This is a genomic window from Mycobacterium sp. TH-M82, assembly GCF_057473605.1.
The window spans coordinates 1-16,371 of the sequence record NZ_JBYCKY010000885.1 but is presented as its reverse complement, the minus strand read 5'-3'; the positions used below and the strand labels follow the sequence as shown (position 1 = coordinate 16,371).

At 68.6% G+C, this 16,371-nt stretch carries 16 protein-coding genes and 1 pseudogene; 7 read left to right on the top strand and 10 right to left on the bottom strand.

Annotated features, from left to right (window positions below):
• Window positions 1-771 (top strand): acyl-CoA dehydrogenase C-terminal domain-containing protein (locus tag AC2VON_RS25820; protein WP_486955353.1); only part of this gene is annotated, 771 nt, incomplete at its 5' end.
• A 66-nt stretch (window positions 772-837) separates the two neighbouring features.
• Here the strand turns inward: AC2VON_RS25820 and AC2VON_RS25815 are convergent.
• The 6 genes and pseudogenes from AC2VON_RS25815 to AC2VON_RS25790 all read right to left on the bottom strand — a co-directional run.
• Window positions 838-1,176 (bottom strand): annotated as a pseudogene (locus AC2VON_RS25815) (LLM class F420-dependent oxidoreductase); the annotation flags it as partial.
• The gene (locus tag AC2VON_RS25810) at window positions 1,082-1,306 is read right to left on the bottom strand and encodes a type I restriction-modification system subunit M N-terminal domain-containing protein (RefSeq protein WP_486955355.1); all 225 of its coding nucleotides are present in this window, start codon (window positions 1,304-1,306) and stop codon (window positions 1,082-1,084) included. The pseudogene AC2VON_RS25815 and the gene AC2VON_RS25810, both read right to left, overlap by 95 nt.
• Window positions 1,307-1,326: 20 nt before the next feature.
• A complete protein-coding gene (locus tag AC2VON_RS25805) occupies window positions 1,327-1,797 on the bottom strand; it encodes a hypothetical protein (protein WP_486955352.1) in 471 nt (156 codons plus the stop codon).
• Between the two features lie 18 nt (window positions 1,798-1,815).
• Entirely contained in the window at window positions 1,816-2,040 is a 225-nt protein-coding gene (locus tag AC2VON_RS25800) for a hypothetical protein (RefSeq protein WP_486955351.1), read from the bottom strand.
• Between the two features lie 3 nt (window positions 2,041-2,043).
• Window positions 2,044-2,184, bottom strand: coding sequence for a hypothetical protein (locus AC2VON_RS25795; protein WP_486955350.1), 141 nt, complete (start codon window positions 2,182-2,184; stop codon window positions 2,044-2,046).
• 95 nt (window positions 2,185-2,279) lie between these two features.
• The gene (locus tag AC2VON_RS25790; protein ID WP_486955349.1) at window positions 2,280-3,581 is read right to left on the bottom strand and encodes an acetyl-CoA C-acetyltransferase; all 1,302 of its coding nucleotides are present in this window, start codon (window positions 3,579-3,581) and stop codon (window positions 2,280-2,282) included.
• Between the two features lie 158 nt (window positions 3,582-3,739).
• Between AC2VON_RS25790 and AC2VON_RS25785 the strand changes: the two genes are divergently transcribed.
• Window positions 3,740-5,113 carry a 3-oxoacyl-ACP reductase gene (locus AC2VON_RS25785; protein ID WP_486955348.1) on the top strand — a complete coding sequence of 458 codons (1,374 nt, stop codon included), beginning with the start codon at window positions 3,740-3,742 and terminating at the stop codon, window positions 5,111-5,113.
• A 55-nt stretch (window positions 5,114-5,168) separates the two neighbouring features.
• Window positions 5,169-6,011 (top strand): MaoC/PaaZ C-terminal domain-containing protein, encoded by an 843-nt coding sequence (locus tag AC2VON_RS25780; RefSeq protein WP_486955354.1) that lies wholly within the window; start codon window positions 5,169-5,171, stop codon window positions 6,009-6,011.
• A gap of 15 nt (window positions 6,012-6,026) precedes the next feature.
• Here the strand turns inward: AC2VON_RS25780 and AC2VON_RS25775 are convergent, their stop codons facing one another.
• Window positions 6,027-6,671: a TetR/AcrR family transcriptional regulator gene (locus AC2VON_RS25775; protein WP_486955347.1), complete on the bottom strand. Its 645-nt coding sequence runs from the start codon at window positions 6,669-6,671 to the stop codon at window positions 6,027-6,029.
• A 22-nt stretch (window positions 6,672-6,693) separates the two neighbouring features.
• A complete protein-coding gene (locus tag AC2VON_RS25770) occupies window positions 6,694-7,842 on the bottom strand; it encodes a glycoside hydrolase family 3 N-terminal domain-containing protein (RefSeq protein ID WP_486955346.1) in 1,149 nt (382 codons plus the stop codon).
• A gap of 119 nt (window positions 7,843-7,961) precedes the next feature.
• Here AC2VON_RS25770 and AC2VON_RS25765 point away from each other — a divergent pair, with 119 nt between their 5' ends.
• Both AC2VON_RS25765 and AC2VON_RS25760 read left to right on the top strand, forming a co-directional pair.
• Window positions 7,962-8,135 carry a DUF2613 domain-containing protein gene (locus AC2VON_RS25765; RefSeq protein ID WP_486955345.1) on the top strand — a complete coding sequence of 58 codons (174 nt, stop codon included), beginning with the start codon at window positions 7,962-7,964 and terminating at the stop codon, window positions 8,133-8,135.
• 67 nt (window positions 8,136-8,202) lie between these two features.
• Complete coding sequence (locus AC2VON_RS25760) at window positions 8,203-12,435, top strand: alpha-(1->3)-arabinofuranosyltransferase domain-containing protein (RefSeq protein WP_486955344.1); 4,233 nt, start codon at window positions 8,203-8,205, stop codon at window positions 12,433-12,435.
• Between the two features lie 18 nt (window positions 12,436-12,453).
• Here AC2VON_RS25760 and AC2VON_RS25755 read toward each other — a convergent pair whose 3' ends face one another.
• Complete coding sequence (locus AC2VON_RS25755; protein WP_486955343.1) at window positions 12,454-13,431, bottom strand: hypothetical protein; 978 nt, start codon at window positions 13,429-13,431, stop codon at window positions 12,454-12,456.
• A 164-nt stretch (window positions 13,432-13,595) separates the two neighbouring features.
• Between AC2VON_RS25755 and AC2VON_RS25750 the strand changes: the two genes are divergently transcribed.
• The gene (locus tag AC2VON_RS25750; protein WP_486955342.1) at window positions 13,596-14,990 is read left to right on the top strand and encodes an NADP-dependent succinic semialdehyde dehydrogenase; all 1,395 of its coding nucleotides are present in this window, start codon (window positions 13,596-13,598) and stop codon (window positions 14,988-14,990) included.
• Here the strand turns inward: AC2VON_RS25750 and AC2VON_RS25745 are convergent.
• On the bottom strand, window positions 14,968-15,684 hold the full coding sequence (locus tag AC2VON_RS25745) for a TetR/AcrR family transcriptional regulator (protein WP_486955341.1): 717 nt from the start codon (window positions 15,682-15,684) through the stop codon (window positions 14,968-14,970). The genes AC2VON_RS25750 and AC2VON_RS25745 overlap by 23 nt on opposite strands.
• Before the next feature lie 106 nt (window positions 15,685-15,790).
• Here AC2VON_RS25745 and AC2VON_RS25740 point away from each other — a divergent pair.
• A partial coding sequence (locus tag AC2VON_RS25740; protein ID WP_486955340.1) for a phosphotriesterase family protein occupies window positions 15,791-16,371 on the top strand: 581 nt, incomplete at its 3' end.

The following is a 16,371-nucleotide window of genomic DNA, read 5'->3' as shown; positions in this document are numbered from 1 at the left end:
ATGACCCAGAAGGCCTACGCCGAGGGGCTGCGCGCCCTGTATATCTACACCGGCACCTACCAGGACGCCGCGGTGGCCAAGGCGGTGCACGGGGTGGAGCCCGACCTGGCTGTCAAGGTCAACGACCTGATGCTGCCGGTGGTCAAGGGCGTCGGCTCCGAGCAGGCCTACGCCAAGCTCACCGAGAGCCTGCAGACCCTGGGCGGATCCGGTTTTCTCCAGGACTACCCGATTGAGCAGTACATCCGCGACGCCAAGATCGACTCGCTCTACGAAGGCACCACCGCGATACAGGCGCAGGACTTCTTCTTCCGCAAGATCATCCGGGACAAGGGCGTGGCGCTCGGCCACGTCACCGGTCAGATCGAGGAGTTCGTCTCCAACGAGTCCGGCAACGGCCGGCTCAAGGCCGAGCGTGCGCTGCTGGCCACCGCGCTGGCCGACGTACAGGCCATGGCGGCGTCGCTGACCGGATATCTGATGGCCGCGCAGGAGAACATCTCCAGCATCTACCGGGTGGGGCTGGGTTCGGTGCGTTTCCTGATGAGCGTCGGCGACCTGGTGATCGGCTGGCTGCTGGCGCGGCAGGCGGCGGTCGCCATCGAGAAGCTCGACGCCGGGGCCGGCGATGACGACCGGGCCTTCTACGAAGGCAAGATCGCGGTGGCGTCGTTCTTCGCGAAGAACTTCCTGCCCCTGCTGACCAGCACTCGACAGGTGATCGAGACCATCGACAACGACATCATGGAACTCGACGAAGCGGCGTTCTAACACCGCCGGCAACAGACCCGCGCAGGCCTCCGGAGTGGACTCTTGGAGGCCTGTTGCGTTGTGCTGTCAGGTGTCGATCCGCCGCAGCAGAGCGCGGGTCCGGGCACGACCGTCGGGCGACGCGTCGAAGACGGCGCCGACGAATTCGTCGACGCCCGCGGCGGCCAAGCCCCGGATCTGGTCGATGACGGCCGCCTCGTCGCCGATGATCGCGGCGTCTTCCGGGCCGGCAAAGCCTTCCCGGTCGAGCATCGCGCGGTAGGAGGGCAGGTGTCCGTACATCGCGAACTGTTCGGCGGCCCGCGCCCGGCTACCTGCGACGTCGTCGGTGACGCTGACCGGAAGCGCGGCGACCACCCGGACCGCGGTCTCGTGACGACCGGCCTCGACCGCTGCTGCCCGCACGTACTTCCTCGAAGCGGTTCTCGGCATAGGCGAGGAACACCAATCCGAGCGCCGGGTCGCGGTACTGCACCGGGGTGAGCTTCGAGTTGGCGCGCAGTTCGTCGGCCGCTGCCCACAGCGTCGAGCGCACCTTGGCCAGATCAGTCGTTTTCAATTGCAGCCCCGTTCTCTCAATTCGCTGCGCATCGCCCGGCGGATCATGCTGTGTGCCTGTGGGTTACCGAGCATGTCCTGATAATTCGTGTCGCCACGGTCAGCGCGCAGCCACTCCAGACACGCCAGGGCGTCGGCCCGCGGGTCGCCGGTGCTCACCCCTTCACACCACTCCTCGATGAGGTCGGCCTCTTCGTAGAAGGCGACCGTCTGCTCGTGGAAGTTGTGTGTGGGCACGACAACCCGAGAGCTGTAGTGCACCCAGCGCTGGAGTAGCGGGTTCACCCCGAACAGGGACAGCGACGCGATCCGCGAGGTGAGAAGCGCAGGTGCCACCGTGTAGAGGTTGTCGAAGTTCGCCGCCTGGTGGCGCGCTTGCGTCGTCACCTCGGGGCGAAGATCGGGGAACGGCATTAAGTTGAAGTGACCGCCGACCCAGTCTGATTCGGCGATTTCCTTGCGGTTCACCACTTCGGCGACGAGTACCTACCAGGCGAGGTCGACACCGTTGGTGCGCATCGAGCACGGATGCTGGATCACCACGACCGAGCGCGCTTTGACCGACCCGGTGGAACCGGGGAGCTGCACTCCGGTAAAGACATCGCCGGTGAAGATCGGCCGTGTCTGCGATACCTCGTCGCCACGCGCACGGTAGAGGGCATCCCAGTCGGGGACACCCTCCACGTACGGCGATTCGAGGTCCTTGCTCAACGATCAGTCCTTCATGCGGATGGAGCGGTTCCCGTCGCTCGCCTCAAATACCTCGAAGTCGGACCGGTACCGTTCGCGCCAGTCGGGGTCGAAATCGGACAGCAGCGCTTCAGGATCGGCATGTCCGCTGGCGAACTCGAACACCAGGTCCGCACGATTGGCCGCATACAGGGTGATCGGCGTGACCGGGGCCGATGCCGAGAGTGGCGTGAGGCAAGACGGAGCTCGCACCCCGCTGATTAGGCCTCCAGAATCGCTGCGACCCCCTGACCACCGGCGGCGCAGATCGAGATCAGCGCGCGTACCGGCCCGTTGTTTTTCGCCCGTTTCCGCTCGGCCTTCCTCTCCGCCACCTGCTTGGCCGCCTGGGCCAGGATGCGCCCTCCGGTGGCCGCGAACGGGTGGCCGGCGGCCAGCGACGAGCCGTTGACGTTGAGCTTGGACCGGTCTATGCGCCCCAGCGCGCCGTCCAAGCCCAACCGCTGCTTGCAGTACTCCTCGGACTCCCATGCCTTTAGGTGGCAGAGCACGGTCGAGGCGAAAGCCTCATGGATCTCGTAGAAATCAAAATCGTGCAGTCGCAGGCCGTTTCTGGCCAGCAGCCTCGGCACCGCGTAGGTCGGCGCCATCAGCAGCCCGTCGGTGCCAGTGACGTAGTCGACTGCAGCCGTTTCGGCGTCGATGAGGTAGGCCAGCGGGGCCAGCGAGTGCTGAGCTGCCCAGTCCTCGCTGGCCAGCAGCGTCACCGACGCGCCGTCGGTCAGCGGGGTGGAATTGCCCGCGGTCATGGTGGCGTCGCCGGAGCGCACCCCGAACACCGGCCGCAGGGCCGCCAGCTTCTCGACCGTCGAGTCGGGCCGCAGGTTGTCGTCGCGGTAGAGCCCGAGGAACGGCGTGACCAGGTCGTCGAAGAACCCACGATCGTAGGCGGCGGCCATGTTGCGGTGACTGGCGGCGGCCAGTTCGTCCTGGTCGACGCGCTTGATTCCCAGCTGCTTGGTGGTGATCGCCTGGTGCTCGCCCATCGACAGCCCGGTGCGCCGCTCCTTGTTGGCCGGGATCTCCACACCGAGGCTGGCGGGCAGCCTGCCGACCAGTTTCAGCCGCTGCAGGTTGGATGTGGACCGGCGTAGCGCCAGCAGGGTGCGGCGCAATTGGTTGCCGATCTCCAGCGGCGCATCGGAGGTGGTGTCCACTCCGCCGGCGACCGCGACCTCGTAACGGCCGGCGGCGATCCCGTCCGCCGCGCAGATGGCCGCCTGCAGACCCGTGGCGCAGGCCTGCTGCAGATCGAACGCCGGTGTGTAGGCCGACAGCGCCGAACCCAGCGCACACTCGCGGACCAGGTTGAAATCCCGGCTGTGCTTGAGCACCGCACCGCCGATGACCGCGCCGAGCCGCTCACCGGCTAGGCCGAATCGGTCCACCAGGCCGCTCAGCGCCGCGGTAAACATGTCCTGGTTACAGGCTTCGGCATAGGCGCCGTCGGAGCGTGCGAACGGGATGCGGTTACCCCCCAGCACCGCAACCCGGCGATGCATCTGAGGCTGCGCAGGTTTGGAAGCAGGTGCCACAATAATCTCCGTCTCCGGTTGTGTCGGGATATCGGCGGTCTCAGTCCGCCGGGGCCATACTACCCACTGTCCTTACTCTGGAGTAAGTTCGTTGTCGATAATGCCGAAGCACGAAAGGCAGTTCAGTGGCACCCAATCTTTCCACCCCCTCACGGGATCTGTTCTCGCAGATCGTCAACTCCGGTCCCGGATCGTTTCTGGCCCGCCAACTCGGTGTTCCCCAGCCCGAGATGCTGCGCCGGTACCGCGCCGGCGACCCGCCGCTGGCCGGGCCGCTGCTGATCGGTGGTGCGGGCCGGGTCGCCGAACCGCTGCGCGCAGCGCTGGCCGACGACTACGAGCTGGTCGGTGACAACCTCGGCGGTCGGTGGGCGGACTCGTTCGGCGGCCTGGTTTTCGACGCCACCGGCATCACCGCGCCGGCCGGGTTGGCCGCGCTGCACGATTTCTTCACCCCGCTGCTGCGCAATGTGGGCCGCTGCGGCCGCATCGTGGTTATCGGCACCACCCCGGATCACGCGGGCAGCGTCGACGAGCGCATCGTCCAGCGCGCGCTGGAGGGTTTCACCCGCTCGCTGGGTAAAGAACTACGGCGCGGGGCCACCGTGCAACTGGTGTATCTGTCACCGGAGGCCAAGCCGGCCGCCACCGGCCTGGAATCGACCCTGCGGTTCATCCTGTCGGCCCGCTCGGCCTACGTCGACGGACAGGTGTTTCACGTCGGCGCCGCCGATTCGACGCCACCAGCGGACTGGGACAAGCCACTGGCCGGCAAGGTGGCGGTGATCACCGGCGCGGCCCGCGGCATCGGGGCCACCATCGCCGAGGTGTTCGCCCGCGACGGCGCCGCCGTCGTGGCGGTCGACGTCGCCGGTGCCGCCGAAGCACTGACCCGCACCGCCACCCGAGTCGGCGGCACCGCGCTGATCCTCGACGTCACCGCGGCCGATGCGGTGGAGAAGATCACCGATCACCTGCGTGAGCATCATCGGGGGCGGGCCGATGTCCTGGTCAACAACGCCGGGATCACCCGCGACAAACTGTTGGCCAATATGGACGACGCCCGCTGGGATGCGGTCATCGCGGTCAATCTGGCGGCTCCGCAACGCCTCACCGAGGGTCTGGTCGACAACGGCTGCATCGGCGCAGGTGGCCGGGTCATCGGCTTGTCCTCGGTGGCCGGAATCGCCGGCAATCGCGGGCAGACCAACTACGCGACCACCAAGGCCGGCATGATCGGCTTGACCGAGGCGCTGGCTCCGGCGCTGGCGGGCAAGGGAATCACCATCAACGCGGTGGCGCCGGGGTTCATCGAAACAGCGATGACCGCCGCCATTCCGCTGGCCACCCGCGAAGTGGGCCGGCGGCTCAACTCGCTGTACCAGGGCGGCCTGCCGGTCGATGTCGCCGAGACCGTCGCCTACTTCGCGAGCCCCGCCTCCAACGCCGTCACCGGCAACACCGTCCGGGTCTGCGGCCAGGCGATGCTGGGGGCCTGAGTCCAGCGACGATGCGGATCGAAGCGAACCGAGAAGGAGCTGGACAATGAGCACCGTGACACAGCCGAGCGGCCTGCGAAACCTGCTCCGCGCCGCCGCTGGGGCGCTGCCGTTCATCCCTCGCGACCCCACCCTGCCCGACCGCACGCTGACGGTCGACGAGCTCTCCCTCGACCGCGCCAACGTCGCCGAGTACGCCGCGGTCACCGGGCTGCGCTACAGCGATACGGTACCGCTGACCTATCCGTTCGTCCTGACGTTCCCGACGGTGATGTCACTGGTGACCGGATCCGACTTCCCTTTTGCCGCAATGGGATCGGTACATATCGAGAACCGGATAACCCGGTACCGGCCGATCGCGGTGACCGATGCCGTCGGCATCGTGGTGCACGCGGAGAACCTGCGCGAACATCGCAGGGGTCTGCTGGTCGATGTGGTGACCGATATCACCGTCGGTAACGACGCCGCCTGGCATCAGGTGAGCACCTTTCTGCATCAGCAGCGCACCAGCGTGTCCGACGAGCCCAAACCGCCGCCGGCCAAACAACCCAAGCTTCCCCCACCGCACGCCGTGCTGCATATCACCGCGGGTCGAATCCGCCGCTATGCCTCGGTCGGGGGCGATCACAATCCGATCCACACCAACCCGCTCGGCGCCAGGCTGTTCGGCTTCCCGACGGTGATTGCTCACGGGATGTTCTCCGCCGCAGCGGTATTGGCAAACATCGAAGGTAGGCTGCCGCACGCGGTGACCTACTCGGTGCGGTTCGGAAAACCGCTGCTGCTGCCGGCCAGCCCCGGGCTTTACGTCGACCAGGTGACCGGCGGCTGGGATCTGGCGCTGCGCAACATCACGAAGGGCTATCCGTACCTGACCGGCACGGTCCGGGGAGTGTAGTACGACGCTAGCCGTTTACCGGTACGATCTGGAACCGGTAGCGACTTTGGGACCGCTGTCGGCGACGTCGGGCGGCTTGCCCCGCAGGCCGTGCCAAAACATGTTGATCATCAGTTCGGCCGCCTCATCGACACCGGTATCACCGGTGCTGAGCCGGGTGGCCACCGCCTCGCCGGCGCCCACGAGTGCCGCCGCCATCATCTCGAAATCATTGTCGGGTGGCGGGTTCCGGGTGCCGGCGCGCAGGATGCCGACCACCAGGTCGATGATCCGCCCCCGGCCCTCGCGCAACGTCTGGGCAAACGCCTGCGAGCTGGTGGCCTGCGAGTACATCACGATCCACGACGCCCGGTTTGCGTCGATATAGCGCAGGAACGACGCGATCGTGTTGCGCAACAGTTCCTTTGGCCGCTGCTCAAGGTTGACCTCGTTGCGCAGGGTGTCGACGAACCGGGCCAGCTCGCGGTTCAGGCAAGCACCGAATAGCTCCTCTTTCGACCCGTAGTAAAGGTAGAGCATCGGCTTGGAGATCCGCGCCGCCGCTGCGATGGAGTCCATCGACGTTTCGTAGTAACCGTTCATCGAGAACATCTGCACGGCCGCGTCGAGCATCTGCTGCTCACGGACGGCTCGCGGTAACCGCTTGTTCCCACGCACCACAGCGCACAATATTACTCAGGAGTCAACCGCCGCAGTGCGAGCCGGGACTCTTGGCGGCGGCCACCCTCCGCAGCGAGGCGTCGACCGCCTTGGCCTGCAACTCTCCTGCGGCCACCGCCTTCTCCAACCGTTCCAGCACCGCGGGCACCTCGCCGGTGGTGACCCACAACGCTACGTCGACACCCGCCTGCAGGGTGCGCAGCACTGCCTCGGCCACCCCATAGTGCTCGTTGATCGCGGCCATGCTGGACAGGTCGTCGCTGAACACCAGGCCGTCGAACGGCGGTGCGTGATAGCCGGTCCCGTCCCGCAACAGTTGCACCGCGGCGGGACTCAGGCTGGCCGGATCGTCGCGGGTCAACCCGGGGACCTGCAGGTGGCCCATCATCACCGCGACCGGGGTCTGGGTGGTCAGCGTCCGGTAGGGCACCAGGTCGTCGTCCTGCAGGTCGGCTAGCGGCGGTGTGGTGACCCCGCCGGTGTGCGAGTCCCCGGAGCCGTGCCCGTGGCCGGGGAAATGCTTCAGGACGGGCAGCAGCCCGGCGTCACGCAGCCCCGCGGCGTACTTCCCGGCGTAGGCGGTAACGGTTTGCGGGTCCGATCCGAACGATCGGTCACCGATCACCGTGTCATCCGGGGCGTCGCTCACGTCGACCACCGGGGCGAAGTCGACGGTGATGCCCCGGTTGCGCATCTGGCGGCCACGATCGAGAGCCAGTGCGTATACCTGTTCGACGGTGTTGGTTCGCGCCAGTTCCCGCGCCGACGGCACCGCCCCGATCAGCGACGACAGCCGCGAGACCCGACCTCCTTCCTCGTCGACGCTCACCGCCAACGGCAACGGGCTGCCTTCTTTCAGTCCGCTCAGCGAGCCGTCGGTCAGCATCGACAGGTCCGTCCAGCTGCCGATGAAGATGCCGCCGACGTGGTAGTCGGTGACCACCGCCCGGGCGTCGGCGGCGTCGCGGACGCCGACCATCAGAAGCTGAGCCAGCTTGTCGCGGATGGACAGTGTCGCCGCAGGGTCCGAGCAGGGTGGGGCCGGCGGCGGCGAAGTGTGTTGTTCAACCGGACGCGAGCAGGCCGCCAGCGCCGGCAGCGCGACAATTGTCAGGATCTCCACGATCGTCAGCAGCAGACCCGGCAGCTGTCTGGGTACCGGTCTCGGCATTGCACCATGCTGTCACGGCCGGACCCGCCGACCGCACGATCCCTCATACCCTTCGTGCTAATTTGAGATCCGGGGGTTGCCGGTCCCCACGCTCGCCGAACCTTCGAAGGAGCCTGACAATGCCCCAGTTCGTGGCGGCGGCATTCGTCAGCTGCGTGGTTGGTCTGTTATTGGGCGCCGCGGCGATCTTCGGCATCACCCTGATGGTGCAGCAAGACACCAAACCCCAAATCACCGGGGGTGACCCGCAGTCGTCGGTGCTGAACCGGGTGGAATACGGCAACCGCGGCTAGGCTGCGCGTGCCAGCCGGGTCCGGGCGCTCGGCTGACTCGGTCGCACCGTCGTCAGCAGCCGCACCGGTGTCACGGCACTGGCTGTGGCTGGTCGGCGCGGTCGCCCTGATCGGCAGCCTCGCGCAGTCCCCCGGACAGGTCTCCCCCGACACCAAACTCGACCTGACCGCCAACCCGGCGCGGTTCCTGGCGCGCGCGGTCAACCTGTGGGGTCCCGACCTACCGTTCGGTCAGGTGCAGAACCAGGCCTACGGCTATCTGTTTCCGCATGGCAGCTTCTTTGCCGCCGGTGATCTGGCGGGGCTGCCGGGCTGGGTTACCCAGCGGGCGTGGTGGGCGGTGCTGCTGACGGTCGGGTTCTGGGGGATGCTGCGGGTGGCAGAAGCACTCGACATCGGCAGCCCGACGTCACGGCCGGTCGCCGCGGCGGCGTTCGTGTTGTCGCCGGGGGTGCTGACCACCCTCGGGTCGATCTCGTCGGAGACGCTGCCGATGATGCTGGCACCGTGGGTGCTGCTGCCGGTCATCCGGGCGCTGCGGGCTGACCCGAATCGCCCGGCACGGGTGCTGGCCGCTCACTCGGGGATCGCGGTCGCGCTGATGGGCGCCGTCAACGCGGTCGCGACGCTCGCGGGCTGCCTGCCGGCGGTGATCTGGTGGGCCTGTCACCGGCCTAACCGGTTGTGGTGGCGGTTCACCGGGTGGTGGCTGCTGTCGCTGACGCTGGCGACGCTGTGGTGGCTGGTGGCTCTGGTGCTGCTGGGACGGGTGAGTCCGCCGTTTCTGGACTTCATCGAATCCGCTCGGGTGACCACCCGGTGGACATCGCTGGTCGAGATGTTGCGGGGCACCCACAGCTGGACGCCGTTCGTCGCGCCCAACGCCACCGCCGGGGCGCCGCTGGTCACCCGCCCGGTGATCATCCTGGGCACCTGCCTGGTCGCCGCCGCCGGCCTCGCCGGTCTGGCGGGATTGCTGCGACGGCGGGTGTGCGGCGCGGGGCGGCTGTTGGTGATGCTGCTGATCGGGGTGACGCTGTTGGCCGCCGGTTACGCCGGTGCCCTCGGCTCGCCGCTGGCGCATCCGGTGCAGACATTTCTCGACGGTGCCGGTGCGCCGCTGCGCAACATGCACAAGCTGGAGTCGGTGATCCGGATTCCGCTGGTGCTGGGGCTGGCGCACCTGTTGGGCCGGATACCGCTCCCAGGCAGCGCACCCGAACCGGTATGGCGCCGCGCGTTCGCCCACCCCGAGCATCACAAGCCCGCCGCGGTGGGCGTGGTGGTGCTGGTCGCCTTGCTGGTCAGCACGTCGCTGGCCTGGACCGGCCGGCTCACCCCGCCCGGGGCGTTCTCCGCCGTGCCGCGCTACTGGCGAGACGCCGCCACCTGGCTCGCCGAGCACAACGCCGGAAACCCCACCCCCGGCCGCGTGCTGGTGGTGCCTGGCGCCCCTTTCGCCACTCAGACCTGGGGTACCAGCCATGACGAGCCGCTGCAGGTACTCGGCACCGGCCCGTGGGGGGTGCGCGACTCGATCCCGCTGACGCCGGCGCCGGCCATCCGGGCACTGGATTCGGTACAGCGGTTGTTCGCCGCGGGCCGCCCTTCGGCCGGCTTGGCCGACACGCTGGCCCGCCAGGGAATTTCGTATCTGGTGCTGCGTAATGACCTGGACCCCGACACTTCGCGGTCAGCCCGGCCGATCCTGGTGCACCGCGCCGTCGACGGGTCGCCGGGGCTGGACAGGGTGGTGCAGTTCGGCGCACCGGTCGGCGCCGGGGCAGTTCCCGGCTTCGTCTCCGACAGCGGGCTGCGGCCGGGCTATCCGGCGGTAGAGATATACCGGATCACTGCGGCGTCGGGCGGGGCCGGTAATCCGGGCGCACCGTATCTGGTGAACGCCGACCGGATGCCCCGTGTCGACGGTGGCCCGGAGGTGCTGCTGCGGCTCGACGAGCACCGCCGGCTGCGCGGCGAGCCCGCGCTGGGCCCGGTGCTGTTGACCGCCGACGCTCGCACTGCCGGCCTGAGCGCGCCGGTTGTCACGATCACCGACACCCCGCTGGCCCGCGAGACCGACTACGGGCGGGTCGACGACCACTCGTCGGCGACCCGGGCCGCCGGCGAGAACCGGCGCACCCACAATCGGGTGCCCGACTATCCCGCCGACGGCGCGACCGTCTTCGGCGGCTGGACCGGCGGGCGGCTCAGCGCGTCGAGCTCGTCGTCGGACGCCACCGCACTGCCCGACGTCGCGCCGGCGGCATCGCCGGCCGCCGCGGTGGACGGCGATCCGGCCACCGCCTGGGTGTCCAACGCGCTGCAGGCGGCGGTCGGCCAATGGCTGCAGGTGGATTTCGACCACCCGGTCGCCAACGGCACTATCACCGTCACACCTAGCGCCACCGCGGTCGGCGCCCAGGTCCGCCGGATGCAGATCTCCACCGTCAACGGCACCACCACGCTGCGGTTCGATCACGCCGGCGAGCCGCTCACCGCCGCACTGCCGTACGGCGAGACACCGTGGGTGCGGATCACCGCCACCGGTACCGACGACGGCTCACCCGGGGTGCAGTTCGGCATCACCGAACTGTCGGTCACCTCCTACGACGCGTCCGGATTCGCCCATCCGGTCGACGTGCGGCACACCGTGCTGGTCCCCGCACCGCCGCCGGGTGCCGAAGTCGCGCGGTGGGACCTGGGTGCCGAGCTGCTGGGCAGGCCGGGCTGCGCGCATGGCCCCAACGGGGTGCACTGCGCCGCCTCGATGGCCCTGGAACCCGAGGAGCCCGTCACCTTCAGCCGCACCCTGAGCGTGGCACGGCCGGTGTCGGTGACCCCCGCCGTGTGGGTACGGCCCCGGCCGGGCCCCAACCTGGCCGACCTGATCGCCGAGCCGGGCACGGTGCGGGCGCGTGGTGACGCCGACCTGCTCGACGTGGCAGGCTCCGCCTACGCCGCCGCCGACGGTGATCCGGCCACCTCCTGGGTGGCACCGCAGCACGCCGCCGCACACAAGACCGCGCCGACTGTCGTCCTCACCTTGCCGCAGCCCGTCAAGGTGACCGGCTTGCGGCTCACCCCCGGCGTGTTGCCGGTGCCGGCCCGTCCCACGCTGGTGGCCGTCGACCTCGGCGGCGGCCCGCAGGTCCGCGAGTTGTCCGGCGGTGAAGGGACCGGCGCGCAGACGGTGCCGCTGCGGCCCCGGGTGACTGACACCGTCACGGTGAGTCTGCTGGCCTGGGAGGATGTCATCGACCGTACGGCACTGGGTTTCGATCAGCTCAAACCGCCGGGGCTGGCCGAGATCACCGTGCTCGGTGCGGGAGCCGGCCCCGTCGCACCCGTCGCACCGGCGGATTCGGCCCGCAACCGCTCTCGAAAGGTCACCGTCGGCTGCGACGGTAATGTTGCGGGCCCGGTCATCGCGATCGCGGGCCGGTTCGTGCACACCTCGATTTCGACGACGGTGGGCGCACTGCTGGACGGCGAGCCGGTGGCCGCCCAGCCATGCGATCGCCGACCGATCGCGCTGCCACCCGGTCAGCAGGAGCTGTTGGTCAGCCCGGGCTCGGCGTTCGTCGTCGACAGCGCGCAATTGTCCGGTCCCTTGTCGACCGGGGCAGCCGCCGGGTCCGCGGTGTTGCCGGCCGCCACCGGGGAGTGGGGCGCGGCCCACCGCGAGGTGCGGGTGGGCGCTGCGCCGGGCGCGCGGGTGCTGGTGGTGCCGGAGAGCATCAACCCCGGCTGGGTGGCACGTACCGAGAACGGCACCCGGCTGGTGCCCGTTGCCGTCAACGGATGGCAACAGGGCTGGGTGGTGCCCCCGGGCACTGGGGGCGCCGTCACGCTGACCTTCGAGTCCAACCGGCTCTTCCGCGCCGGCCTGGCGGGCGGGCTCGCGCTGCTGCCGCTGCTGGCGCTGCTGGCCTGGTGGGCGCCCCGGCGTCGGGGGCGTGACGACGCACCGGCCCGGCCGTGGGAACCGCCGCGGTGGCTGGCGGTCACCGCGGGGCTGGGGGTCGGTGCGGTGATCGCCGGGGTGGCCGCGATCGCCGTGTTCGCCACCGCCCTGGGCCTGCTGTACGGCCTGCGCCATCGACAGCGCGGCTATGCCGCGGTCACCCTCGGGTGCAGCGCCGGCGGGCTGATCGCCGCCGGGGCGGTGTTGAGCCGGCATCCGTGGCGGTCGGTGGACGGCTACGCGGGCCACTGGGCGGGCGTGCAACTGCTGGCGCTGATTTCGGTGGCGGTGCTGACGGCGTCGGCGGTGATGGACCTGCCGCGCAGACAGTGATGGGCGCCGCTGACGCCGTCACGACGCGGCCTCCAGCTTCTCGATCTGGGCGTCGAACAGCCTGACCAGGTCGTCGACACCGTCGGCGGGGAGGGATGCGTTGTTTTTGCCGCGGCGATTGAACACGTCATAACCGGCGACCACGAGCACACCGCGGTAATAGGCGGAGATCGAGGCGGTGGTCATCGACACCGAAACGGGAATTCCGGGGAAGGGCGAGCTTGAGCTCTTCATCACGGTCGCGACCGCCCACGGCGGCACACCCGAGGCCTCCAACGGTTCGAGTTGCGCGTCGAAAGTCAGCGTTCGGCCGAGTAACTCCAGGGACACCGTGAACGACTGGCATTTCCCCACCCGGTCCTTGAGGTCCGGCTGGTCCGGGATGATGGCGAGGTGCACCTCCAGTGAGCTCGGGCCGTTGGCGTCCATCTTCGAGACGGTCGCATACGCCGTCTGCGTAGCCGACTCCGAGTAACCATAGAATTCAGAGCATTCCTGCGGGCTGACAGAGAAGTCCGACAGGCCCGATGCCTGCCGGTCGTTGCTGCCCAGCCCACTCTTGCGCCGACCGCCGTTGAACTCGGGGAAGGCCGATTTGTCGACGAGAAGATCCCTGGTCAACTGGGTGATATCGGGTTTTTTCGACACCCTTTCCGCGTCCGCGCCCGTTGACCTTCGGCCGGGGCCCACCACGAATATCGAAGCGACGACGGCAACGGCCATGGTGGCCGCCACGAGCGCTATCCAGGGCGCTTTTTTCCACCCGGGCCGCTGTGGCGGTCCAGGCGGCTGGGCTGACCATCCATCCGGCTGTTGCGGTGGGTACCCGGGCGGGTATCCAGGTGGATATCCGGGCGGGACTCCGGGCGCCGAGTCGTCGACCCAGAACTGCCAGCCGGGCGGCGGTGGCGGCCACGACGGGTCCGGCGCCCAGGTGCTGTCCGGCACCCAGCCGGGCGGCGGCGGTGGCCAATTGGGTGGGGGGTTGAAGCGCATCGGGTTGAATTCCTGTCGGCGTGCTATGCCTAATCTGCTGCCCGGAGCCTACGCGACCCGGCCGTCTTCCCCGATGACGCGGTGACAACGGTGCGTCGCACCCAGGTGGTGGCAGGCTGGGCGGTGCACCCATCACCGACGTTGCATCGCCAGAGGAGGGAAACGTGCCGGCATCAGGGCCCGCATCGCCAATTGCCACGATCAACCCGGCCACCGGGGAGACAGTCAAGACGTTCACCGCGGCCACCGACGGGGAGGTCGACGCGGCAATCGCACGCGCGGCCGCCCGATTCGTCGACTACCGCCGCACCAGCTTCGCGCAGCGTGCCCGCTGGATGCACGCCAGCGCCGATCTGCTGGAGGCCGAAGCCGACCGGGTCGCGGAGATGATGACGTGCGAGATGGGCAAGACGCTGGCCTCAGCCAGGGCCGAAGCCCTCAAGTGCGTCAAAGGCTTCCGCTACTACGCCGATTACGCCGAAGCGCTGCTGGCCGACGAGTCGGCCGACGCGGCTACGGTCGGCGCGTCGAAGGCGTTCGCCCGATACCAGCCGCTCGGGGTGATCCTGGCCATCATGCCGTGGAATTTCCCGCTGTGGCAGGCGGTGCGGTTCGCCTCGGCTGCGCTGATGGCCGGCAATGTCGGCCTGCTCAAACATGCCTCCAACGTGCCGCAGACCGCGCTGTATCTCGCCGACGTGCTTGCCCGCGGCGGCTTCCCGGACGGCTGCTTCCAGACGCTGCTCATCTCATCCGGCGCGGTGGAGCGGATTCTGCGCGACCCCAGGGTGGCCGCCGCCACACTGACCGGCAGCGAGTTGGCCGGGCGCTCGGTTGCGGCGATCGCCGGCGACGAGATCAAGCACACCGTCCTCGAACTCGGCGGCAGTGACCCGTTCATCGTGATGCCGTCGGCGGATCTGGACTCCGCGGTCGACACCGCGGTCGCCGCGCGCGTGCAAAACAACGGCCAGTCGTGCATCGCCGCCAAGCGATTCATCGTGCACGCCGACGTCTACGACGACTTCGTCGCGAAGTTCACCGACAAGATGGCGGCGCTGCGGGTCGGCGACCCGGCCGACCCGGAAACCGACGTCGGACCGCTGGCCACCGAGCAGGGCCGCGTCGACGTCGAGAGGCTGGTCGAGGCGGCTGCCGCCGCGGGCGCGGTGATCCGTTGCGGCGGAAGGCGACTCGAGCGACCCGGGTGGTTCTACCCGCCGACGGTGATCACCGACATCACCGCCGACATGGCGATCTTCACCGAGGAGGTGTTCGGCCCGGTCGCCTCGGTGTACCGTGCCGCCGATATCGACGAGGCCATCGACATCGCCAACGCCACCCCGTTCGGGCTGGGTTCCAACGCCTGGACCGCCGACGAGGCCGAGCAGCGCCGCTTCGTCGAGGAGATCGAAGCCGGTCAGGTCTTTGTCAACGGGATGACGACGTCGTATCCGGGGCTGCCGTTCGGCGGGGTCAAGCGCTCCGGGTACGGCCGGGAGCTGTCCGGGCACGGAATCCGCGAGTTCTGCAACCTCAAGACGGTCTGGATCGGCTGAGCCGGCGACGTCGAGTGACCACATTCAGGTCGTTCGACGGTCGGGTAACCGGTGAAGCGGAGAATGCGGCCGAAAGCACCGCGGTGAGCCGGCGCACGGCCAGTGCCGGCTGCTCCGGGGTGGGCTCGTCGAGCCCGAGGACCGGATCGATCCCGCGCACATAGGGCGCCAGCGCCAGATGCGGAAAGATCATCAGCAGCAGCGACAACAACGCACCGGTATCGGAATCCGGCCGTAGATCGCCACGAACGTGCGCGTCGCGCACCAGCGGACGCAGGACTTCCAGGTAATGGCGGTGCATGACGGATCGCACGCTGATCCGGGCGTCAGTGTCGACCTCAAAACTCGCCGCCGCATGCAGCGACCGCTCCCGGGGATGATCGGCGAAGTACGCAACCCAGGCGTCGAGCAGGTCGATGAGAAAGTCGAAGAACGGTCTGCTGGCATCCAGCTCACGAATGCGGTCCTCCATGTAGGACCGCACCCGCTGACTGGCGACGTCGGCGACGTAGGCGTACAAGTCGCGTTTGTCGGCGAAGTATTGGAACAGGCTGCCCTTGGCGACACCCGCCCGGCGGGCGATGACGTTCAGGCTGCCCCCGGAGAACCCGTGCGCGCCGAATTCCGCTTCCGCGGCCGCCATCACCGCTGCCCGCCGTAGCGGGTCGACACGCGCCCACGTCACCGTCGGCATCGACTCCACCTCACTTGGTTGACCACTGGCCATTCCAGTGTGACTGCTTCACACCTCAAGGCCTCTGCCGGGTGGTGCCTGATCTCCGGTCGCCTACCATCAAGCCATGCCGCAACTGAACACCGCGCGCGGAGGAATCGACACCGGCGACCTCGGCGTAGTGCTGATGCACGAACACGTCTTCATCATGACCACCGAGATCGCCCAGAACTACCCGGAAGCCTGGGGAGACGAGGAGAAACGGGTTTCCGATGCCATCGATCGGCTCAACACGTTGAAAGCCGCCGGGGTGGACACCATCGTCGACCTCACCGTGATCGGGCTGGGCCGCTACATCCCCCGCATCGCCCGCGTCGCTGCCGAAACCGAGCTGAACATCGTGGTCGCCACCGGCGTATACACCTACAACGACGTGCCGTTCCGCTTCCACTATCTCGGACCGGGCACTATGCTCGACGGCCCCGAGATCATGGCCGACATGTTCGTCCGCGACATCGAGGAGGGTATCGCCGACACCGGGATCAAGGCCGCGATCCTCAAATGCGCCACCGACGAGCCTGGTGTCACACCCGGCGTCGAACGGGTGCTGCGCGCGGTCGCGCAGGCGCACCGTCGCACCGGGGTGCCGATCTCCACCCATACCCACGCCGGGCTGCGACGCGGCCTCGAACAACAGCGCATCTTCGC

Coding starts and splice junctions, on each gene's coding strand:
- AC2VON_RS25790 (WP_486955349.1), bottom strand. CDS start 3,581: ATGCATCGCCGGGTTGCGGTGCTGGGGGGTAACCGCATCCCGTTCGCA.
- AC2VON_RS25770 (WP_486955346.1), bottom strand. CDS start 7,842: ATGCCGAGACCGGTACCCAGACAGCTGCCGGGTCTGCTGCTGACGATC.
- AC2VON_RS25765 (WP_486955345.1), top strand. CDS start 7,962: ATGCCCCAGTTCGTGGCGGCGGCATTCGTCAGCTGCGTGGTTGGTCTG.
- AC2VON_RS25755 (WP_486955343.1), bottom strand. CDS start 13,431: ATGCGCTTCAACCCCCCACCCAATTGGCCACCGCCGCCGCCCGGCTGG.
- AC2VON_RS25745 (WP_486955341.1), bottom strand. CDS start 15,684: ATGCCGACGGTGACGTGGGCGCGTGTCGACCCGCTACGGCGGGCAGCG.